Annotated in this window: 20 protein-coding genes and 1 pseudogene; 10 read left to right on the top strand and 11 right to left on the bottom strand. The window is 67.9% G+C overall.

From position 1 onward, the window contains the following. A partial coding sequence (locus ACAD63_RS14235; RefSeq protein ID WP_434032876.1) for an FUSC family protein occupies positions 1-1,182 on the top strand: 1,182 nt, incomplete at its 5' end. A gap of 6 nt (positions 1,183-1,188) precedes the next feature. On the opposite strand, the gene ACAD63_RS14230 is transcribed toward ACAD63_RS14235, so the two are convergent. The 5 genes from ACAD63_RS14230 to rpoD form a co-directional block, all read right to left on the bottom strand. Continuing rightward, positions 1,189-1,626, bottom strand: coding sequence for a YciI family protein (locus ACAD63_RS14230; protein ID WP_434032875.1), 438 nt, complete (start codon positions 1,624-1,626; stop codon positions 1,189-1,191). 115 nt (positions 1,627-1,741) lie between these two features. Next, positions 1,742-4,537 (bottom strand): Hsp70 family protein, encoded by a 2,796-nt coding sequence (locus tag ACAD63_RS14225; protein WP_434032874.1) that lies wholly within the window; start codon positions 4,535-4,537, stop codon positions 1,742-1,744. Continuing rightward, complete coding sequence (locus ACAD63_RS14220) at positions 4,530-6,377, bottom strand: Hsp70 family protein (RefSeq protein WP_434032873.1); 1,848 nt, start codon at positions 6,375-6,377, stop codon at positions 4,530-4,532. Before ACAD63_RS14220 ends, ACAD63_RS14225 begins: the two co-directional genes overlap by 8 nt. Then, positions 6,374-6,949, bottom strand: coding sequence for a DUF2760 domain-containing protein (locus tag ACAD63_RS14215; RefSeq protein WP_434032872.1), 576 nt, complete (start codon positions 6,947-6,949; stop codon positions 6,374-6,376). The genes ACAD63_RS14220 and ACAD63_RS14215 overlap by 4 nt, the downstream gene beginning before the upstream one ends. 136 nt (positions 6,950-7,085) lie before the next feature. Then, positions 7,086-9,059, bottom strand: a complete 1,974-nt coding sequence (gene rpoD, locus ACAD63_RS14210) for an RNA polymerase sigma factor RpoD (protein ID WP_133097379.1) — start codon at positions 9,057-9,059, stop codon at positions 7,086-7,088. Positions 9,060-9,455: 396 nt separating this feature from the next. Between rpoD and ACAD63_RS14205 the strand changes: the two genes are divergently transcribed. Genes ACAD63_RS14205 through ACAD63_RS14190 form a run of 4 tightly spaced genes read left to right on the top strand, consistent with a single transcriptional unit; the run spans position 9,456 to position 10,998 of the window. Then, positions 9,456-9,704 carry a hypothetical protein gene (locus tag ACAD63_RS14205; RefSeq protein ID WP_133097378.1) on the top strand — a complete coding sequence of 83 codons (249 nt, stop codon included), beginning with the start codon at positions 9,456-9,458 and terminating at the stop codon, positions 9,702-9,704. 3 nt (positions 9,705-9,707) lie between these two features. Beyond that, positions 9,708-10,700 carry a pseudouridine-5'-phosphate glycosidase gene (locus tag ACAD63_RS14200; RefSeq protein WP_434032871.1) on the top strand — a complete coding sequence of 331 codons (993 nt, stop codon included), beginning with the start codon at positions 9,708-9,710 and terminating at the stop codon, positions 10,698-10,700. Next, positions 10,697-10,864, top strand: coding sequence for a hypothetical protein (locus tag ACAD63_RS14195; RefSeq protein WP_240745955.1), 168 nt, complete (start codon positions 10,697-10,699; stop codon positions 10,862-10,864). Before ACAD63_RS14200 ends, ACAD63_RS14195 begins: the two co-directional genes overlap by 4 nt. After that, the gene (locus tag ACAD63_RS14190) at positions 10,861-10,998 is read left to right on the top strand and encodes a hypothetical protein (RefSeq protein ID WP_243737036.1); all 138 of its coding nucleotides are present in this window, start codon (positions 10,861-10,863) and stop codon (positions 10,996-10,998) included. Before ACAD63_RS14195 ends, ACAD63_RS14190 begins: the two co-directional genes overlap by 4 nt. Before the next feature lie 22 nt (positions 10,999-11,020). On the opposite strand, the gene ACAD63_RS14185 is transcribed toward ACAD63_RS14190, so the two are convergent. Both ACAD63_RS14185 and ACAD63_RS14180 read right to left on the bottom strand, forming a co-directional pair. Next, complete coding sequence (locus ACAD63_RS14185; protein ID WP_240745957.1) at positions 11,021-11,260, bottom strand: aldolase/citrate lyase family protein; 240 nt, start codon at positions 11,258-11,260, stop codon at positions 11,021-11,023. A 134-nt stretch (positions 11,261-11,394) separates the two neighbouring features. Next, the gene (locus tag ACAD63_RS14180; protein WP_434032870.1) at positions 11,395-12,486 is read right to left on the bottom strand and encodes a malate/lactate/ureidoglycolate dehydrogenase; all 1,092 of its coding nucleotides are present in this window, start codon (positions 12,484-12,486) and stop codon (positions 11,395-11,397) included. Positions 12,487-12,571: 85 nt separating this feature from the next. On the opposite strand from ACAD63_RS14180, the pseudogene ACAD63_RS14175 reads away from it, so the two are divergent. Beyond that, positions 12,572-13,103: pseudogene (locus ACAD63_RS14175) on the top strand (thiamine pyrophosphate-binding protein); the annotation flags it as partial. Positions 13,104-13,373: 270 nt separating this feature from the next. On the opposite strand, the gene ACAD63_RS14170 reads toward ACAD63_RS14175, so the two are convergent. Beyond that, positions 13,374-13,682: a DUF2188 domain-containing protein gene (locus tag ACAD63_RS14170; RefSeq protein WP_135705123.1), complete on the bottom strand. Its 309-nt coding sequence runs from the start codon at positions 13,680-13,682 to the stop codon at positions 13,374-13,376. A gap of 469 nt (positions 13,683-14,151) precedes the next feature. On the opposite strand from ACAD63_RS14170, the gene ACAD63_RS14165 reads away from it, so the two are divergent. Then, the gene (locus ACAD63_RS14165) at positions 14,152-14,997 is read left to right on the top strand and encodes a class II glutamine amidotransferase (RefSeq protein WP_133097374.1); all 846 of its coding nucleotides are present in this window, start codon (positions 14,152-14,154) and stop codon (positions 14,995-14,997) included. A 65-nt stretch (positions 14,998-15,062) separates the two neighbouring features. On the opposite strand, the gene ACAD63_RS14160 is transcribed toward ACAD63_RS14165, so the two are convergent. The 3 genes from ACAD63_RS14160 to ACAD63_RS14150 form a co-directional block, all read right to left on the bottom strand. Then, positions 15,063-15,728, bottom strand: a complete 666-nt coding sequence (locus ACAD63_RS14160) for a ProQ/FinO family protein (RefSeq protein ID WP_195432229.1) — start codon at positions 15,726-15,728, stop codon at positions 15,063-15,065. A gap of 58 nt (positions 15,729-15,786) precedes the next feature. Next, positions 15,787-16,377 carry a helix-turn-helix transcriptional regulator gene (locus tag ACAD63_RS14155; RefSeq protein WP_135705125.1) on the bottom strand — a complete coding sequence of 197 codons (591 nt, stop codon included), beginning with the start codon at positions 16,375-16,377 and terminating at the stop codon, positions 15,787-15,789. A gap of 160 nt (positions 16,378-16,537) precedes the next feature. After that, on the bottom strand, positions 16,538-17,206 hold the full coding sequence (locus tag ACAD63_RS14150) for a GntR family transcriptional regulator (protein WP_434032869.1): 669 nt from the start codon (positions 17,204-17,206) through the stop codon (positions 16,538-16,540). A 299-nt stretch (positions 17,207-17,505) separates the two neighbouring features. On the opposite strand from ACAD63_RS14150, the gene ACAD63_RS14145 reads away from it, so the two are divergent. Genes ACAD63_RS14145 through ACAD63_RS14135 form a run of 3 tightly spaced genes read left to right on the top strand, consistent with a single transcriptional unit; the run spans position 17,506 to position 20,404 of the window. Continuing rightward, positions 17,506-18,753, top strand: a complete 1,248-nt coding sequence (locus tag ACAD63_RS14145; RefSeq protein ID WP_133097370.1) for an MFS transporter — start codon at positions 17,506-17,508, stop codon at positions 18,751-18,753. A 48-nt stretch (positions 18,754-18,801) separates the two neighbouring features. Further along, the gene (locus tag ACAD63_RS14140; RefSeq protein ID WP_135705126.1) at positions 18,802-19,557 is read left to right on the top strand and encodes a LamB/YcsF family protein; all 756 of its coding nucleotides are present in this window, start codon (positions 18,802-18,804) and stop codon (positions 19,555-19,557) included. A gap of 34 nt (positions 19,558-19,591) precedes the next feature. Beyond that, positions 19,592-20,404, top strand: coding sequence for a putative hydro-lyase (locus ACAD63_RS14135; protein ID WP_135705127.1), 813 nt, complete (start codon positions 19,592-19,594; stop codon positions 20,402-20,404). Positions 20,405-20,421 lie beyond the last annotated feature (17 nt).

The raw sequence follows: 20,421 nt of genomic DNA, 5'->3' as shown, positions 1-20,421 counted from the left end.
GCCAGGCTCTTATTGTGCAAAACCCCTCGACAGCGTGTGCTGCGAGGGGTTTTTGCTTTTTGCGGCTTCGAGTTTATTGCTATCGCGGGCAATGTCACTAACAGCAACCACATTGGCACAACCCATGCCATAAACTTGGCATTCCCCGCCGCGCCAACCAAAACCATGCTAGCAACCCTGCGCAAAACCACCGACGCACTGTTCGATACAAACCGTCGCTTTCGGCAAGCCAGGCTGTTCCACGCCACGCGCGTCGCGCTGGCACTGCTGGCGTCAATTGCCCTGACCACCGGCATCGACATCCCCCACGGTGAGTGGGCCACCATCACCGTACTGGTTGTCATCGGCGGGCTCCAGCACCACGGTAATATCCGCCGTCGCGCCGCGGAACGCGGGATCGGCACCTTGATCGGGGCACTTATCGGCCTGGCGCTGATCGTGCAGCAATCGTTCTTTGGCTGGCCGTTGCTGACCTATGCGCTGCTGGCGCTGATCTGCGGTTATTGCGCCTACCATGCCATCGGCCAGGGCGGCTATATCGCGCTGCTGGCGGCGATTACCGTGGTGATTACCGCCGGCCATGGCGAACAGAATATCGCCGACGCGTTCTGGCGCACCGCCGATGTGTTTATCGGTACCGCGATCGCACTCGTGTTTTCCTTCGCGTTGCCCGCCTATGCCTCATATTCATGGCGCATCAGGCTGGCCGGGCTGTTGCGCGCCAGCATGGCGGTTCATACGCGGATGCAGCATGGCTTTGCAGATGCCGCCGAGCTGCGCACCGCAATGATCGAACTGGGCGCGAAGCTGATTCCGCTGCGCGGGCTGATCCCCTCGGTGGCCAAGGAGACCGGCGTGCCTGCCGCCGAGTTCGAGGAAATCCAGCATGGCGCGCGCGTCTGTATCAGCGCGCTGGAACTGATGGCCACCATCGAGCATGAGGGCGGCTTGCGCGAGGGCGACGATCCCGGCATCGATGCTACCTTGCTGGCCCTGGCAGACGCACTGGAGACCGGCAAGGCGCCATTGCCGATGCCATCGCCGCGAGCCGCTGTGGTGGAAGCGGAGCCAGGGCCGCTGCCGATCATGGCGCGGCAGCTGGCCGGCGAGCTGGCCAGCCTGCGTGCCAGGCTTGACCGGCTCAGCAGGCAATATGGATTTCCGTACGCCGCACGCGTGTAGTCTTCATCAGCGCGGCTTGCTGGCCTGCTGGTCGACCTGCGCGCGCAGCCGCTCTTCCTGCTCGCGCAGTTCGGGGGTGAACTCCGCCCCGAAATCATCGGCTTCGAACACCCGGCGGATCTCGATCTCGGACTCGCCCTCCATGGGATTGGGGCAGCGCTTGACCCATGCGATGGCCTCGTCCATGGACTTGACCTGCCACAGCCAGAATCCCGCGATGAGTTCATTGGTCTGCGCAAACGGGCCGTCGGTCACGGTCCGCTCCTTGCCGGAGAAGCGCACACGCTTGCCCCTGGCGCTCGGATGCAGGCCCTCGCCGGCGAGCATGATGCCAGCCTTGACCAACTCTTCGTTGAAGTTGCCCATTGCTGCCAGCAATTCTGTGCCCGGCATCTTGCCGGCTTCGGAATCGCTCGTTGCCTTGACGATCACCATGACGCGCATTGTCTTCCTCCTTGAAGGGCTGGGCGCCGCCACACCGGCAGCAGGAGCAAGTCAGCATAGGTGAAATTCACACCACCTTCAAATCACGCCAGGGGCCCATGGGAAGGCCCCCACATCACCCCGCGATCAGCTTGAGGCCCGCGGGCAGCGCTTCGCCGAATACCCGTCCCTCATCCGCGGCATTGAGCTCGACAACTTCGCGGACCATGGCGATCCAGCTTTGCGGCGCGTTGGCGGCTTCGAGCCGGCGCACCACATTGGCCCGGGTCTCGTCAGGCAGGTCGCGGGTGCGATCGCCGGTCATGCGCGCGATCTGCACCGCGGCGAACGCGGCGGGCTCGACCTTCTTCCAGTCGAGCGCGAGGATGTTGTCGATCCATTGCGTGGCGATCTCTGCCGGCACCACGCTGTGCGCGCTGCCATAGAACGGCATGCGCGCGCCGATGCGGCCCACCGCCCACCAGGCCAGGTTGTTTTCCGATGGCTTGCGCAGCCGCGTCAGCAGCCAGCCGGCCAGCTCGATCTTGGTGTCGGCCGACAGGCGTTCCAGCGATCCGGCGAGGCGGACCATGTCGGGATAACCGCCGCGCGTGGGACCGGCAGGCTTCTTGTAGTGTCCGCTGCCCGGCGGCTGCAGGTAGAACGCCATGTCCTCGAACAAGCGCAGCTGCGCGCTTTCATCGAGGCCACCGGCCGCGCGCCGCCACAGCGTCCACCATTCCGACCAGTTCTGGGTCTCGTTGACGTACTGGATGCCCTGGTCGTACTGCGACCAGAGCTGCTCGACGCGCCATTCGTCCAGCGGATAGCCGAAGCCCGGCCGCACGCAATAGCCGGCCAGGTTCAGCCACAGGCGCTCATGGTCGGCGGTGCGGCGGCGGCGTTTGGCGCGCTCCCAGAACGCGCCGAACAGCTCGCGCAGCAGGGCGCTGTCCCATTGCTCGCGCGCGCCCAGCACCTGCTCCAGCTGCGCGCGCAGCCGCTTGACCTCCTTGGGGCCGACGTCCTGCGAACGGGCGCCGAAGGTGCGGTCGATTGCCTCGATGGCTTGCGGCAGCGCCGGATGCGCCGTTGCGGCCGCGGGCGCTTCCGCCGGGGCATCGTTGCCGCGCAGCTGGAATTCCAGCCGCCAGCGTTGCGAGTCGTTGGCGATGTCGATGCAGTGGACTTCGAGCGTGCCCACCTCGGTCAGCGATGTGCGGATCTGCACCGGCGTCTCGCGCGGACCGCGGGCGCCGCGTGCAGGAACGACGGTGGCGATCGGCGGCAGGCGCACGAAGTCGCCCGCGGACAGGTCGACCAGCTCGCCTGGCTGGTAGACGGTGTCGGCGACCGACGAGACCAGGTGGAATTGCACCGGGTGCCCGACCCGCAGCGCAAAGGTACGGTCGCTGAGGTGCACCTCATGGCCTTCCTCGGTGCCCTTGGGCAGCAGGCAGATGCCTTGCTGGCCGGTCGCGCTGTCGTCGAGCACAAGGAAGTAGCTGCGCGGCGAGCCGCCGCCGATGCGCGGTGCCTGGCCGCTGCGGGCCCTTGCATAGGCGACCGCGCCGCGTGCCACCGCGATGTCGGGATCGGCGTTGTGCAGCACGTGCAGCGGCGTACCGCGCCACGCGCCCAGCGTCTCGGCGATGCGGCCCGCCAGCGCTTCGGCGCGGAACACGCCGCCGTTCAGCAGCAGCGTGTCGGGAACGGGCAGGGCATCGGCCTGCGCGGGCGGCGCTTCCAGCGCCATGCGCGACTGCGCGGCGTGCTGCGACAGGAAGCCGGCGACGTGCCGCGTCACGGCCGGGTCGGACGCATAAGGCAGGCCGAACTCGACGATGGCGCCCCGCGCGCGACCGGGCCTCTCAGAGGAGGCAACCTTGGGAAAGAAACCGTCGACAACGAGTTGCTCGACTTCCTGCCGCGTCACTTCAACCGACCGTGCGCCGCCGACCAGCTTCGAGCCGGCACCGAGCAGCGTGACCGTGGCGGCGTCCGGAGCCTGCGCGCTGAGCAACTGTTCCTTGGCCGCGCGGCTGCGGGCCACCAGCTGCGACAGGCTGGAGGCCGACAGCCTCTGGTCCGCGCCGAGGCGTGCTTCGACCAGGTGCGCCAGCGCCAGGTCCATGTTGTCGCCGCCGAGCATCAGGTGGTTGCCCACGCCAATACGCGTCAACTGCGGCTGCCCGTCCTGCATTTCCACGCGAATCAGCGTAAGGTCGGTGGTGCCGCCACCGACGTCGCAGATCAGCACCAGGCGTGTCTGCGCGAGGTCGGTATCCAGCGTCTGGCGATGATGGAAGAGCCAGTCGTACAACGCGGCCTGCGGCTCTTCAAGCAGCCGCAGTGCGGGCAGGCCGGCCAGGCGCGCGGCCTCGAGCGTCAGCGCGCGCGCGCCTTCGTCGAACGAGGCGGGCACGGTAAGCACCACGTCCTGCTGCTCGAGCGGCGCGTCGGGAAAACGGTGGTTCCAGGCCGCGGCGACGTAGCCCAGGTAGCTCGCGCTGGCGACCACCGGCGAGATCTTGTCGGCATCGTCGGGGCCGCCCCACGGCAGGATGGGCGCGGTGCGGTCGACCGACGCATGCGACAGCCAGCTCTTGGCGCTGGCGACGAGCCGGCCGGGTACCTGTGCCCCCAGCGTTGTCGCCAGCCGCCCGAACACGGTCCGGCGCGCGGCGGCGCTGGCGGCGGTCTGCCAGGGCAGTTGCAGGTCATCGCCGCTGAGCTCGCCCGGCGCCGCGTGGTAGCGCACCGACGGCAGCAGCGGGCGCGCCGCGACTTCGCCGGGGCTGACCAGCTGGTCGATATCGAAGACGCGGATATCGTCCGACCCGGCCTTCGCGTAGGCGACAACCGTGTTGCTGGTGCCCAGGTCGATGCCGACGACGTACTGCTGCGCCGGCGCGGGCACTGCCTCAGGCATCGGCGCTGCCGCGCACGTCGAACTCGACCTTCCAGCGCTCGCCGTTGCCGCGTGGCACGGCTTCCAGCTCCAGCGTGCCGGCCTCCGTCACGCGCGCATGCAGCCTGACCGGCACCACTTCACCGGCGGTGCGGCCTTCGGCGGGCAGGGTCGCCTGGATTTCCTCCAGTTCCTGCAGTTCTTCCGGACCCCAGAAGTCGAGCAGGGTGCCGACCTGGTCCTGCCGGCGCACCGATGAGCCGAAGAAGCGGAAATGCACCGGCTCGCCCACCACCAGGCCGAATTCCTGCGGCGGCAGCGCGGCATCGGTGCCTTCTTCCATGCCGAACGGTGCCACGCACAGCGCCTGGATCGGCGGCTCGAAGCCGGGCACGGCCGGCATCGACGATTCCACCGCGACATAGTAGGAACGCGCGGTGCCGCCACGGATGCGCACGCCCTTGCCGCGCCGCACGTAGCCGTAGTAGGCTGCGCCGCGTGCAACGGCCAGGTCCAGCTCGGCGCCGCCCAGCAGCCGCGCGGGTGCGGCGCCTTCGCCGGCGAGCCAGCCGTTGAGGGTCTGCAGGATGCGCTCGACCAGCCGTTCCGACTTGAACACGCCGCCGTTGAACAGCACCGCGGTCGGATGCAAAAAGGTCGCGCCTTCGGGCTGCGCGCCCTGGAAGCCTTCCAGTTCGGCCAGCGCCGCCACCTGGCGGCCCAGGAACGCGGCCAGGTGGCGCGTGATGGCCGCGTCCTGCGCGTAAGGCAGGCCAAGCTGCGTCAGGCCGGCGCGCGCGCGGCTGACCGGGCGGGCCGAGGCGTCGACCTGCGGGAAGAAGCCTTCCAGGATGGTCTGCGTCAGCTCCGCGCGGGTCAGGTCGGTGCGGATCGAGCCGCCGATCAGCTTCGAGCCGCGGCTCGGCACGACCAGCGGCACGGTATCGGTGGTGGGGTCGGTCAGCAGCGTTTCCTTGGCCGCGCGGCAGGCGTAGGTCAGCGCGCGCAGCTGCCACGGGTCGGCCTGCGTGCCTTGCGCGGCCAGCTTGCGCGCCACCACGTGGGCCAGCGCCAGGTCCATGTTATCGCCGCCGAGCAGGATATGGTCGCCCACGGCAACGCGGTGCAGCTCAAGGTTGCCGTCGCGCTCGACCACCGCGATCAGCGACAGGTCGGTGGTGCCGCCGCCGACGTCGACCACCAGGATGATGTCGCCGACCTTGACCTGCTTGCGCCACTGGCCGCCGCTTTTCTGGATCCAGCTGTACAGCGCGGCCTGCGGTTCTTCCAGCAGGGTCATGCGCGCATAGCCGGCCGCGGCTGCCGCTTCTGCGGTCAGTTCGCGCGCGGCGGGGTCGAACGATGCGGGGATCGTGACGGTGATGTCCTGCTCGCCGAACGGCGCGTCGGGATGGGCCTGGTCCCAGGCCTCGCGCAGGTGGTTCAGGTAGCGCACCGACGCCTCCAGCGGCGACACGCGCGACACTTCCGGCGGCGCGTCCGCCGGCAGGATCTGCGCGCGGCGGTCTACGCCGGGGTGGCACAGCCAGCTTTTCGCGCTCGACACCAGCCGGATCGGCGTGGCCGCGCCGCGGGTGCGCGCCATTTCGCCCACGGCGAAGTCGCGCTCGGCGGTCCACGGCAGCGCCAGGTCGCCGGGCGACAACTCGCTCGCGTGCGGCAGGTACAGGAAGGAGGGCAGCAGGTCCAGGTCTTCGACGGCGCCCGGCGCGGTCAGCTGCGTGATGGCCTGGACTTCCTGGCTGGTCTTCTCGCCATCGCTGGCGGCCAGGTCGACGTAGGACAGCGCGCTGTGGGTGGTGCCCAGGTCGATGCCGATGGCGTAGCGGGCTTCGCTCATAGCTCGACCTCGGCCGGGGCGATCACGGTGGCGTCATGGCGCTCGGCCACGCGCGGCAGGCGCACTTCGTCGACCTTCCAGCCGCGGTGGCTGATGCTGCCGTGGAACGGCGCGCTGCCGACCACGTTGCCGGTCAGGCGGATGGCGGTGGCGTCAAAGCCGTCGGCCACCGTCACGCGGCTGCCTTCGGCTTCCTCGCGCACCGGGCGGATGGTGAAGTGCTCGCGCAGCACCGCGCGGCAGCCGTCGTGCACCAGGCGGGCGGCGGCGCCGATTTCGGTGTCGGAATAGCGGGCGATGTCTTCCTCGACGAAGTCGACGAAGCGGGCGTCGCGCTGCAGCAGGCCCAGCAGCTGCAGTGCCGCCACCGGGCTGGCTTCCTTCAGCGTGGGGGCCTCGGGTGCCGCTGCCGGGACCGGTGCGGCGACGGGGGCCGGCGCTGCCGGCGCGGCGCTCTCGCCGTTGCGCAGCCGCTTGATGCCGGCCGCGAGCTGGCCGTCGCCGAGGATGGCGACGAAGGTGCCCACGGCAAGCGAAACCCTGCCGAAGAAAGATAGGTTCGAGTCAGTCATGAAAAAGCTCCCGTGGCCCGTCGGGGCCACCCAGACCGGGATTTTGCCCTAACAAGTGTGTCAGCCGGCCAGTTTGCGGCGAAACGGCCACGGTTGCTTCCCATGCGCCGCCCGGAGCACGCCGGCCGGCCGGAGATCAGGCGTCCCGCAGGTAGGTCATCAGCCGGTCGGCGCGGCTCGGGTGCTTGAGCTTCTTCATGGCCTTGCTTTCGATCTGGCGGATCCGTTCGCGCGTGACGTCGAACTGCTTGCCGACTTCTTCGAGCGTATGGTCGCTGGCCATGTCGATGCCGAAGCGCATGCGCAGCACCTTGGCTTCGCGCGGGGTCAGCTCGTCCAGCATCTCGCGCACGACCGCGCGCAGGCCCGCCTGCAGCGCGGCATCGGCCGGCGTGGCGTTGTCCGAGTCGGCGATCATGTCGCCCAGGCTGGTGTCGCCGTCCTCGCCCACCGGCGTTTCCATCGACACCGGCTCCTTGGCGATCTTCATGATCGAGCGGATCTTCTCTTCCGGCATGTCCATGCGCTCGGCCAGCACGGCCGGATCCGGCTCCTTGCCGGTCTGCTGCATGATCTCGCGCGACAGGCGGTTGAGCTTGTTGATCTGCTCGATCATGTGCACCGGCACGCGGATGGTCCGGGCCTGGTCGGCGATGGCGCGCGTGACGGCCTGGCGCACCCACCAGGTCGCGTAGGTGGAGAATTTCCAGCCGCGGCGGTACTCGAACTTGTCCACCGCCTTCATCAGGCCGATATTGCCCTCCTGGATCAGGTCCAGGAACAGCAGGCCGCGGTTGGTGTACTTCTTGGCGATCGAGATCACCAGGCGCAGGTTGGCCTGCGTCATCTCGTGCTTGGCCTGGCGCATCTGGCGCTCGGCGGCCAGCATCTTGCGGTTGACCGACTTCAGCTCGGCCAGCGACAGCGTGGCGCGGGCCTGGATGTCGATCAGCTTCTGCTGGTGCGATTCCAGGTCGGGCAGTGCGCGCGCCACCGCGGCGCTGTACGGGCGGTTTTCCGCCGCCAGTTCCTGGCCCCAGGCGAGGTTGGTTTCGTTGCCCGGGAAACGGGCCACGACGTCCTCGCGCGGCATGCCGCAGCGCTCGACCAGCAACTGCAGCACCTGGCGCTCGACGGCGCGCACGGCATCGACCATCGACTGCACGTCGGCGCACAGGCGCTCGATGGTCTTGGCGGTGAAGCGGATCGTGCGCAGTTCTTCGCGCACCGTGTCCCGTGCGGCGAGGAAGGCCTGCGACTGGGTGCCGTCCGTCGCCTCTTCGCTGCGCATGACTTCGAATTGCGCGGCCACGCGCGCGAACCGCTTCAGGCATTCCTCGCGCAGCTGCGCCGAGTCGGTATCGGCACCGCCCTGCTGGGACGAGCCTTCGTCGGCATCGTCTTCATCGCCGTCTTCGTCGTCTGCGCTGACGCTGGTGTCTTCGACCTCATCGTCGGCGGCGGGGGCCGCGGCGGCTTCCGCGCTGCTCTCGTCGCTCAGGCCGTCGACCAGGTCGTCGATCGCCATCTCGTTGGCGGACACGCGCTCGGACAGCTCCAGGATCGTGGCGATCGTCGACGGGCACGCCGAGACCGCGTGGATCATGTTGTTCAGGCCGTCCTCGATGCGCTTGGCCAGCTCCACTTCCTGCTTGCGCGTCAGCAGCGTGGCCGAGCTCATCTCGCGCATGTACATGCGCACCGGGTCGGTGGTGCGGCCGAATTCGGAGTCGACGGTGGACAGCGCCACCTCGGCCTCTTCCTCGGCCTGGTCGTCGGAGGCGACCACCGGGCCGTCGCTCAGCAACAGCGTTTCGGCGTCCGGGGTCTGCTCGTAGATCTTCACGCCCATTTCGGCGAACGTGTTGACGATGCTTTCCATCGCCGCCGTATCGGCGAAATTCTCCGGCAGGTGGTCGCTGATGTCGGCGTGGGTCAGGTACCCGCGCTGCTTGCCCAGCTGGATCAGGGCGCGCAATTGCTGGCTACGCGCGGCAGCCTCGGCCGAGGGATCGAGCTGTGCCGCAGACCCGCCGGGGGTCTGGCCTAGGCCCTTGATCGCTCCTGCATCTCGTGATTTGGCTGCCGTACGTTGTGCGCCGCTTGTCATTGACTGCTTTTTCCTTCGTGAATGGCAATTCGACGGCAGCGCGCACGCTTCGCGTGCTTCGGGTCCTGCTGTCGAGGCTAATGAGGGGGTTCGCTATGGCGAGGGGCCGCAACTAGGGGCGCGCCATGGCCTTCGAATCGGGGTCCGGTATTGTACAGCCATTGGTGCGTCGCAGCACCTTGCAGTCGCAAGGAAGGGACTGTTGACTTGCCGGAACGGCGTATTCGGTGTATGCGCCGGCCCGTTTTTCGGGTGCCCAGAAAGCCATGAGAGGGCAACATGCGACACATTGATGTCGGCTCCGGAGGCAGATTGCGTTTATAGCTTAGACGACCCGGCTAAAATCAGGCACGCGGCACGGTTGGTTGCCGCGTCGAAAAAGGCCCCCGAATGCGCATGAACTCCAGAACGATCACGATGGTGCTGCTGCTGGCCGCATGCAGTGTCCCGGCCTACGCGAGCCTGGCGTCGGACGCGCGCGCGTTCAAGCACAGCGTCAAGGCGGCGGGCAAGCAAGGCGGCCACGCGGTGCGCGATGCGGCGCATGCCGTCGGCCGCGGCGCCAAGGAAGCCGGCCATGCCGTCGGCGCTGCGACGAAGCAGGGCTGGCATGCGACGAAAAATGCAGTCAAGGGCAACGACTAGCCAGTGCAGCCCACTCGCCAACGGCCGGACATCAATGCCGGGCCTGCCCAGGCCTGGCTGAGCTTCAGTGCGCCTGTGGCCGCCGCCCGGGCCGCGGGCCGCCCCGTGGTCGCGCTCGAATCGACCATCATCGCGCACGGCATGCCGTACCCCGAGAACGTGCGCACCGCCCGCGAGGTGGAGGCGCTGATCCGTCGCCTCGGCGCCGAGCCGGCGACGATCGCGGTGATCGGCGGGCGCATCCGCATCGGCCTGTCCGACGACGAACTGGAACTGCTGGGCCGCTCCGGGCAGGCCCACAAGGTCAGCCGGCGCGACCTGCCGGCGGTGCTGGCCAGCGGCGAGCTGGGCGCCACCACCGTGGCGGGGACGATGATCTGTGCCGCGCTGGCGGGCATCGAGGTGTTCGTCACCGGCGGCATCGGCGGCGTGCACCGCGGCGCGCAGGAAACCTTCGACATTTCGGCCGACCTGCAGGAACTGGCCAGGACCTCGGTGGCGGTGGTCTGCGCCGGCGCGAAATCGGTGCTGGATATCGGCCTGACGCTGGAATACCTGGAGACGCATGGCGTGCCGGTGCTCAGCTGCGGGCAGGACAACGTGGCGGCGTTCTACAAGCGCGACAGCGGCTTCCGCGCGGACTACCGGCTCGACGAGCCGGCGCAGCAGGCGCGCTTTATCCGCGCCAAGTGGGATCTTGGCCTGGCAGGCGGCGTGGTGCTGAGCACGCCGGTGCCCGAAGCGGCGGCCATGCCCTCCGCGGAGATCGATGCCCTGACCACGCAGGCGCTGGCCGAAGCCGCCGCGCAAGGCATCACCGGCAAGGCCGTGACGCCGTTCCTGCTGGCCCGCATCAAGGCGCTGACCGGCGGCCGCAGCCTGGCGACCAATATCGCGCTCGTGAAGCACAACGCCGAGGTGGGGGCGCGGCTGGCGCTAGCGCTGGCGGTCACCGGATCGTTGGCCAGCTCAGGCAACCCGCCGGTCACGCCATGACCGCCAATGCCCCCGCACCGCTGAATTCCGACGACCTGGCCTGCTTTGTCTGTGTGGCCGCACGGGCAGCATTTCGCGCGCGGCGCTGCGATGCGTCGAATACCGTGTCGATGCGGCTGGTGGAGAACGGCTGCGCTGCGCCAGGCTGGTGGAGCCGGTGGTGACGCGGCAGGTGGCGCTGGCTACCGCGCGCAACCGGCCGCCGGTGCCGGAGCTGTGGGACATCATGCAGACCGTGCGCCAGTCGGTGCGCAATACCGTGATGTCGGGCGCGTGGCCGGGCGCCCGGCTGGTTTGATCACCGCATCGCGCCCGCTACCTCAGTCGGCGAATCGGTCCCGCAGTGCCTGAGTGGCCTGGCGCAGCAGCACGTGGTCCAGGCCCACCGCGACGAAGCTGGCGCCCATGTCAAGGTAGCGGCGCGCGTCGGCCTCGGCCGGTGTCAGCGTGCCGACGGCCTTGCCGGCCTGCCGCGCGGCCCGGAAGATGCGCTCGACTTCGGCCTGCACCTCTGGGTGGTTGGGATTGCCGAGGTGGTCACCGGGCTGGCCAGCGAGCACCAGCAGCCGATCTGGCGCTGCTGGCCGAGCACGGCGGCACGGAAGGTGTTGGGCAGCGGCGAATACGGAGTGCGGGGTTGGTTAGCCGGGGGCATGCGGTCTGCTTCCTTTTGGTCGGGGGTGTGAAGTCGTGCTCAGCGCGCCAGCCGCGACAGCGGCCCGGGCGAAGCGCCGCGGACCAACTGCACGCGCGCGGCGGCGTCGTCAAGCTGGGCCAGCGTGCCGCTGTCCACCGGGATGGCTTCGGCACGCTCGCGCCGGCGATGCCGTTCGGGCTCGCCGGGCAGGGCGATGCCGGCCTGGCCGGCCTGCCGCCGCGACGAGCGGATCCAGTCGGCAAAGGCCTGGACCTCGCCGCCGAAGCTGGTGCTGGTGCCGAGCCGCTGCGGGTCGAACACGATCGCCAGCATGTTGTTCCATACCGCGTGGCGGTGCGTCAGGGTCTCGGGCCGGATGGTGTGGCCGCCGGTCACCGCGGCGCCCAGCAGTTCGCACATCACCGCCAGCACATAGCCCTTGTGCTCGCCGAACGCCTGCAGCGCGCCCTGCGCGGCGCCGTCGGCGGGGAACATCACGTCTGGCCGCGTGGTCGGCGCGCCGTCCGCATCGATCAGGCAGCCGGCGGGCACCTCGATCCCCTTGTTGTGGGCCACGCGCACCTTGCCGAGCGCGATCGCGCTGGTGGCAAAGTCGAGCACCAGCGGCTCCGCGCCCGCCACCGGCAAGCCGATCGTGAAGGGATTGGTGCCGAAGCGCGCTTCGCTGCCGCCGTGCGGGGCGACGATGGGCTTGGACAGCACGTTGACAAAGTGGATCGAGATCATGCCGGCCGCGCATGCCTGCTCGGCCCAGTGCCCGACGCGCCCCAGGTGGTGCGACTGGCGCAGTCCCATCACGCAGACGCCATGCTCCCTGGCCCGGCCGATCGCCAGCGCCATGGCTTCCTCGGTCACCGCCTGGCCCATGCCGCGGTTGCCGTCCAGGCTCAGCATGCTGCCGCCGTCGTGCAGCACGCTGACGTTGCGGTTGAGCTGCAGCTCGTCGGCCTGCCACGACAGCACGTACTTGGGGATCATGCCGACGCCGTGCGAATCGTGCCCGCTCTGGTTGGCGCCGACCAGGTGGTCAGCGGTCAGGCGCGCCTCGCGCGCATCGGAGCCGGCAGCGAGCCAGAGATCGGTGACCCATTGGTGCAGGGCAGGCGTGGAAATATGGTGTTCGCTCATGTCTGTCTCGAATTGTTCTTGGATGGCGCGCCTTCGGGGAGGCGAGGCGCGGGCCCGGCGAGCGCACATTCTGGCAGCAATCTACCTGCCGGCGGTTGCTCCGGGCCTTGCAATCGCCCTGCGCCTGCACGGCGCCGACCGCATCTTCTGCGTGCCGGGCGAGAGCTTCCTCGACGTGCCTGGACGCGCTGCACGACCAGCCCGCCATCGATCTGGTGGTTTGCAAGCATGAGGGCGCCGCCGCCAACATGGCCGAGGCGGACGGCAAGCTGACCGGCCGCCCGGGCACCTGCTTCGTGACGCGCGGGCCGGGTGCCACCCATGCCGGCATCGGCGTGCATATCGCGGCGCAGGATTCGACGCCGATGATCCTGTTCGTCGGCCAGATCGCGCGTGGGCACATGGGGCGCGAGGCGTTCCAGGAAGTGGACTACACCGCCATGTTCGGCGGCATGGCCAAGTGGGTGGCGCAGATCGACGATCCCGAGCGCATCCCGGAACTGGTCGCGCGGGCGTTCCAGTGCGCGACCTCGGGCCGGCCCGGACCGGTGGTGCTGGCATTGCCCGAAGACATGCTCGACGGCCTGTGCGAATGCGCCGATGCCGCGCCGTACCGGCGTTGCTCACGCCGCCGCGGCCGCGCCAGCGGCTGGTGCATGTGCATGCCGACAGCGCCGAGCTGGGGCGCGTCTACCAGGCGGAACTGGCGATCCAGGCAGGTATCGGGCAGGGGGCGCGCATGCTGGCTGCGCTGGACGTGCCTTCGTCCCTGCGCTGGGCGGACTGGACCCGCGCCGCGTCGATGCCTCGACGGCAGGGCATGTTGGCTGTCAGCAGGCGTGGTACTTTGCGCCAGCCGCTGCGCAGGCAGCAGCGGCCGATATCAATCAAGCCGAAGTATTCCGGACGTTCTCGGGCGTTTCCGGCTGTCCGGCCGGCAGCACCGGTTTGTCGATACGTGCAACAGGCGGCACGGCGTCTGTGGACGGCATGGCGCGGGAGCAATCAATACGCTGGATGATGTCGCCGTTCTTGTCATGCACATAGAGCATCGCCTGTCGCTCCACGGCGAGCGAGGTGGCGAGGGCGATGGCGCTGGTCATGTCGAGGCCGACCTGGAGGCGTCCTTCCCCCTCGGCCGCGATTGCCCAGTGCCCATCGAAAACAACATGCACATTGCAGTTCTGAACCGGCATTGGCTGCTTCCTCCGTGGCGGGGCCAGAGGGACCCCACAAACATTGTAGACACTAGCATGGGACTGCCCCGAACGGGTGCGCCCGGAACGCGCGAGATACGTACAGCCAGGTACTGATTCCAGCGTCTCTATGCCCGGCTAGTTGCTCGCAAGTCCCGTACCCGGCCGCGCTCGACCAGCCATCGCGCGGTGGGCCTTGCCTAGCACTGCTCCGGGAACGAGAGCAGCAGGCGAATTTGAAGAAATTGCATGAACTGTCCGGGCACGTGTAGCGATTGCGCCGCGACCGCCCGCAGTGTCCAGCGCCGGAATGTTCGTGCCGCCTGTGCCGCAAGAAGCATACGCAAGCCACCGGCGGCACCACTTCATCGCCCACCCCAGCATGCACTTTGCCGTTCCGCCGTTGCCGTCCTACAAATGGAGAATGGGCCGGAAAGGCATCGGGCCGCACTTGTCGAGGAGACATATCATGTGCCGCTGGCTGGCGTACTCGGGCAGGTCCGTTCCGCTGGAAGCGGTGCTGTTCCAGCCGGAACACTCGTTGATCGACCAGAGCCTGAATTCAAGGCTCGGCCATACCACTACCAATGGCGACGGCTTCGGCGTGGGCTGGTACGGCAGGCATTCCGAGGTGCCGTTCCGCTACCGCTGCCTGCATCCGGCATGGAGCGACACCAACCTGCGCGAGACCGCGCGCGCGGTGCGGGCGCCGCTGTTCGTGGCCCATGTGCGCGCGGCCACGGGCACGCCTACGCAGGAGACCAACTGCCATCCGTTCCGCTTCGGCCGCTGGCTGTTCGTGCATAACGGGCTGATTCGCGAATATCCGCTGCTGCGGCGCGACCTGATGATGGCCGTGGCGCCGCACCTGTTCCGCTGGATCGAGGGATCGACCGACTCGGAGGTGATGTTCTTCCTCGCGCTGACCTTCGGGCTGGAGCGCGACCCCCGTGGCGCGCTGGAGCAGATGGCGGGGCTGATCGAGGAGGTCGGCCATCGCTACGACGTGCAGTTTCCGCTCAACATGACGGTGTGCGTCACGGATGGCCAGCAGGTCGTGGCGGTGCGCTATTCGAGCGAGACGGCGTCGCGCTCGCTGTTCCACAGCACCTCGTTCCGGCAGCTGCGCGAGCTGTATCCGCAGGACCCGCGCATCATCGCCGCCGGCGACGATGCGTTCCTGGTGTTGTCGGAGCCGCTGATCGATGTGCAGGGGGTTTGGGAAGAGATCCCGGAAGCCACCATCCTGGTAGCCCGCAATGGCGAGATCGAGCACAAGCGCTTCGTGCCGCGGCTGCCCGAGGTGTCGGCGTAGTCCTCGAAAACGCGCTCGAAAACGCGCTCGAAAACGCGCCTCGCAAGGAGGCGCTGGCGCGCTGGTCAGGCGGGCTTGTCGGCTTGCGACGGTTCCGTCGCCGGCGCTGGCTGTTCCTGCTGAGCTTGTGCAGCCTGGGCTGTTTGCTGGGCCTGCTGAGCTTCCTGTGCCGGCTGCTTCGATTGCGGCCGGGCGGCACGGCTGCGCTGCAGCTGGCGCGCGCGCCGTGCATCGGCCTCGGTGACCTGTCCGGCGGGCTCGCCGGCAAGGTCCATGCGCGCGGCGCCTTCCACCATGCCGTTCCAGTAGCGTGCGCCGCGGCACCACGTGCGGATCGCATCGCGCAGCTCGGCCTCGGTCAGCTTCAGTTCCGGCGCGTGCTGCACCAGGTCCTGGAAGATGCCGACCTTGAGCGGCACTTTCGGGGCCGGGCTCTTCGGGAAGACGGCGGGGAAGCGCTTTTGCAGCCTGGAGATGGCGAGGACCACCGGATCGACCGGCTTTTCAGGCGTGGCCGGAGCGGCATCGCGCGGGCGCGACGGCTTGTTGCCCTTGGCGCCCCGGGTGCCAGCAGTACGCCTGGCGTCCTTGGTGCCACTCGTACCATTCGCACTCTTGGTGCCGTTGCTGCCGTTGTTGCCCTTGGTTCGCTTGGCAGACTCGGCCGCCTTTTCGGCCTTTGCCTGTTGCACGAGTTTTGCCTTCAGCGCGGCCAGTTGTTCGAAGCCCATTGTGTCAACACATATAAACGTGGCGGCATTGTATCAGGGTGCCGTCTTGCAAGCCGGCTCAGCGCTCGCGCGACAGGTTTTCCAGCCACAGGCTCATCAGTCCGGCCCGGCCCCTGACGCCGAATTTGCGGAAGATCGTGGTCACGTAGGAATGGGTGGTGGAGACGGCGAGGCCGAGGCGGTGGGCGATCTGCTTTTCGGAAGCGTCGGTCAGCAGCAGCTGCAGCACCTTCCGCTCATGGGGTGCGAGCGGCACCGGGGAAAGCTCCAGCCCCAGCTCGACCATGCTTTTCTTTCTCAATGCCGTGACATCGCGCGCGACGCCGACGCGCATCCGTTCCGATTGCAGCCATCCGGCCGACCACATGATATGGACCTCGTTGCCATCCTTGTGCCGGTAGCGGTTCTCGAAGCCGATCCGCTTCTTGCCGGCCATGACTTCCTTGGATTCGATGATGGTGCGGTCGCGGTCGTTTTGCACCACCAGGTCGATGATGGACTGGCCGGTGATTTCCTTTGGCGTGTAGCCGAGGATGCCCTCGCAGGCCGCGCTGACGTACTGGATGCGGCCGCTGGTATCGACCAGGAACATGGCATCGAGCATGTGATCCGCGAATTCGGAGCCTTCCTTTCCGATCTCGTTCCCCATGGCAGTCCGGAAAAAATATGGCAGCTGCTGCGCTGCGCCGACCCGCGTGCCGCCGGGTTCCCATGGAGCTGAAGCCTAGACGACGCCTGCGCACCTGTAAATAGCGCCAAAGGGGCAGGAATCAGCCAGGCAAGGGGCGGGAAGGCAACAGCAGGGCGCTTCAGCGCCCCTTGAACACCGGATGTCGCGCGCACACCGACAACACGATGCGCTCGGACTGCGTCAGGTAATCGTTCAGCGCCACCGCGCACTCGGCCAGCTTGCCCGCCTCGAACAGTTCCAGGATGTGCTGGTTCATTTCGACGTAAGGGCCGTGCAGGAATTCCGGGTCATGCAGCATGCCGAACGCCAGGCGCAGCTCGGCGAGCAGGTGCGAGAACATCACGTTCAGGCGCTCGCTGTCGGCCAGTTCCACGATCGCCATGTGGAATTCCATATTGGCGGTGCCCGCGCCCTGCCAGTCGCCGCTGTCGCGGCAGCGCAGCCCCGCCTCCACCGCTGCGCGCAGGTGCTTGCGGGCCGGATGGCTGGGATAGGCCTGGGCAATGGCCTGGCATTCGATCAGCCGGCGCACGCGATAGATGTCGATGATCGACGCAATGCTGGGAATCGCCACCGACACGCCGCGGTTGGGCTCGTGCTTGAGCAGGCCTTCCTTGGTCAGCACGCGGAAGGTCTCGCGCAGCGTGTTGCGGGATATCTGCAGGCTTTCGCTCAGCGCCGCTTCCGACAGGCGCTGCCCCGGCTCGAACTCGCCATGCACGATGCGCTGGCGGATCTGTTCTGTGACCCGTTCGGCCAGATTCTTGACGTCAGGTGTTGAGGGCATGGTGGCTGGATCGGGCACCGGCTCATTCCGGTGCGCACGTGACGGGATGTTAACGCACTTTGTTCAACAATTTGCACGGAATTGGTGCGGGCGATGGCCCTGCGGTGCCTTAGGTGTATACCATGATCGATCAACGCCAAAGATTGTTCAACAATACTAGTGCGGTGGTTGAGTGATACGTGCCGATAGGTCAACATGGCATGCGATTTGCTAAACAACGCCGATGAAAACGGAATCGTCGCCAAGTCAGTGCGGCGAGCTTTTTCCCACGCTTTGTCCTTGTCCTAGTGAGCGCAACCATGTGGCTTAAAGAAACTACCGCAGAGGAGCGCAAGACGCTCTTTGCCGCCTTCGTCGGCTATGGCGTCGATGCCTTCGACTACATGATCTACACCTTCATGATCCCCACGTTCATTCTCGTGTGGGGCATGACCAAGGCCGAAGCCGGCTATATCGCGACCGGCGCGCTGATCAGCTCGGCCGTCGGCGGCTGGCTGGCCGGCATCCTGGCGGACAAGTACGGCCGCGTGCGGATCCTGCAGCTGACCGTGCTCTGGTTCAGCTTCTTCACCTTCCTGAGCGGCTTCACCAATTCTCCCGAGCAGCTGTTCGTCACGCGCATGCTGCAGGGCCTGGGCTTCGGCGGCGAATGGTCGGTCGGCTCGGTGCTGATCGCCGAGATGATCCGCGCCCGCCACCGCGGCAAGGCCGTGGGCCTGGTGCAGAGCAGCTGGGCGGTCGGCTGGGGGCTTTCGGCGGTCGCGTTCTGGGCGGTCTATGCCCTGGTCGAGCAGCAATACGCCTGGCGCGTGCTGTTCTGGATCGGCGTGCTGCCCGCGATCTTCATCCTCTACATCCGCCGCAATATCAGCGAGCCCAAGGTGTATCGCGAAACCCAGGCCAAGCTGGCCCGCACCGGTGAAAGCAACAACTTCATGCTGATCTTCAAGCCGGGCGTGCTGCGCGTCACCGTGCTGGCCAGCCTGCTGGCGACCGGCATGCAGGGTGCCTACTATTCGGTGACCACCTGGCTGCCCACCTACCTGAAGATGGAGCGCAACCTGTCCGTGCTCAACACCAGCGGCTACCTGATGGTGCTGATCGCTGGCTCGTTCGCCGGCTACCTGACCAGCGCCTGGCTGTCCGACCACCTGGGTCGCCGCCGCTGCTTCATGCTGTTCGCGGTAAGCGCGGCCATCCTGGTGGTCTGCTACACGCAGCTGCCCATCACCGACGCGGCGATGCTGCTGCTGGGCTTCCCGTTCGGCTTCTTCCTGTCGGGCATCTTCTCGGGCATGGGGGCTTACCTGACCGAGCTGTATCCCAGCCATATCCGCGGTTCGGGGCAGGGCTTCTGCTACAACTTCGGCCGCGCGGTCGGCTCGATCTGCCCGGCCCTGATCGGGCACCTGAGCGCAAAGATGTCGCTGGGCGTGGCGATCGGTTACATGGCCGCCGGCGCCTATGCACTGGTGGTGGTCGCGTGCCTGATGCTGCCGGAGACCCGTGGCCGCGAACTGCTCGGCGAGGCCGAGGCCGCGCACTGAAGCACCGCAGCACTGAAGTCCTGAAGTCCTGAAGCACAGAATCACACTATGCAAATCGATCTGAACAGCGACCTCGGCGAGAGCTTCGGCGCCTGGAGCATGGGCAACGATGCCGCCATGCTGGATATCGTCAGCAGCGCCAACGTGGCCTGCGGCTTCCATGCCGGCGATCCGGCAGGCATCCTGCAGACGCTGAAGGCCGCGTCGGAGCGCGGTGTCGCCGTGGGCGCGCACGTGTCGTATCCCGACCTGCAGGGCTTCGGCCGCCGCAACATGGACGTGGCCAGCGCCGACCTGGTGGCCGACGTGATCTACCAGATCAGCGCGCTGTCGGGCATGGCCGCCACCGTCGGCACTACGGTGCGCTACGTCAAGCCGCACGGCGCGCTCTACAACACCATCGCCAGCGATGAACGCCAGGCGCGCGACGTGATCGCCGCGATCCGCGCGGTGAACCCGGAACTGGTGCTGGTGGCGCTGGCCGGCTCGCCGCTGGTGGGCTGGGCGCGCGAGGCCGGCCTGCGCGTGATCGCCGAAGCGTTCGCCGACCGCGCCTACACGCCGCAGGGCACGCTGGTGTCGCGCCGCGAGAAGGGTGCGGTGCTGCACGATGCCGCCGACGTGGCGCAGCGCATGCTGCGCCTGGTGCGCGAAGGCACGGTGCTCGCGATCGACGGCAGCGTGGCGCGCGTGGAAGCGCAATCGATCTGCGTGCATGGCGACAGCGACGGCGCGCTCGAGATGGCGCGCGCCGTGCGCGCCGTGCTGGAGCGCGACGGCATCGCGGTTCGCGCCTTCGCCTGAGCCGCCCGGCACTGAACACACCGGAGAAACACCCATGCAAGCATCCGCACTGGAACGCGCCCGCATCGCCGCGGTGAATGCCGCCCGCGAAGCGCGCGCGAGCTATCGCGCCGGCACCGTGCAGCCGACCGCCGGCATCGCGCCGGGCATGACGCAGGCCAACATGATCGCCTTGCCGCGCGACTGGGCCTGGGATTTCCTGCTGTACGCGCAGCGCAATCCCAAGGCCTGCCCCGTGCTCGACGTGATCGAGGCGGGCGCGCACCAGACCCAGCTGGCCGAAGGCGCGGACGTGCGCACCGACATCCCGCTGTACCGCGTCTGGCGCGACGGCAAGCTGGCGGAAGAGGTGGCCGATGCCACGCCGCTGTGGGCCGAGCATCCGGACCTGGTCACCTTCCTGATCGGCTGCAGCTTCACCTTCGAGACGCCGCTGCAAGAGGCCGGCATCGAGGTGCGCCATATCGCCGACGGCTCCAACGTGCCGATGTACCGCACCAGCCGCCAGTGCCGTCCCGCCGGCCGCCTGCATGGGGAGCTGGTGGTGTCGATGCGGCCCATCCCCGCGCACCGCGTTGCCGATGCCGTCTCCATCAGCGGGCGTTTCCCGTCGGTGCACGGCGCGCCGGTCCACGTGGGCGACCCGGCAGCGCTGGGCATTGCCGATATCGGCAAGCCTGACTTCGGCGACGCCGTGCGCATCGAACCGGGCGAGATCCCCGTGTTCTGGGCCTGCGGCGTGACGCCCCAGGCGGCCGTGATGGCGTCTGGCGTGCCGTTCGCCGTGACCCACGCGCCGGGCCATATGTTCATCACCGACGTGCCGGACAGCACGTACCACGTCTGAGACCGCCGGGTCTTCTG

The sequence above is a fragment of the Cupriavidus sp. a3 genome, from assembly GCF_051015765.1.
In the GTDB taxonomy this organism is placed as follows: Bacteria; Pseudomonadota; Gammaproteobacteria; order Burkholderiales; family Burkholderiaceae; genus Cupriavidus; species Cupriavidus oxalaticus_A.
Note: the sequence above shows the minus strand (reverse complement) of the source record. Positions and strands in the feature narration are given on the sequence as shown.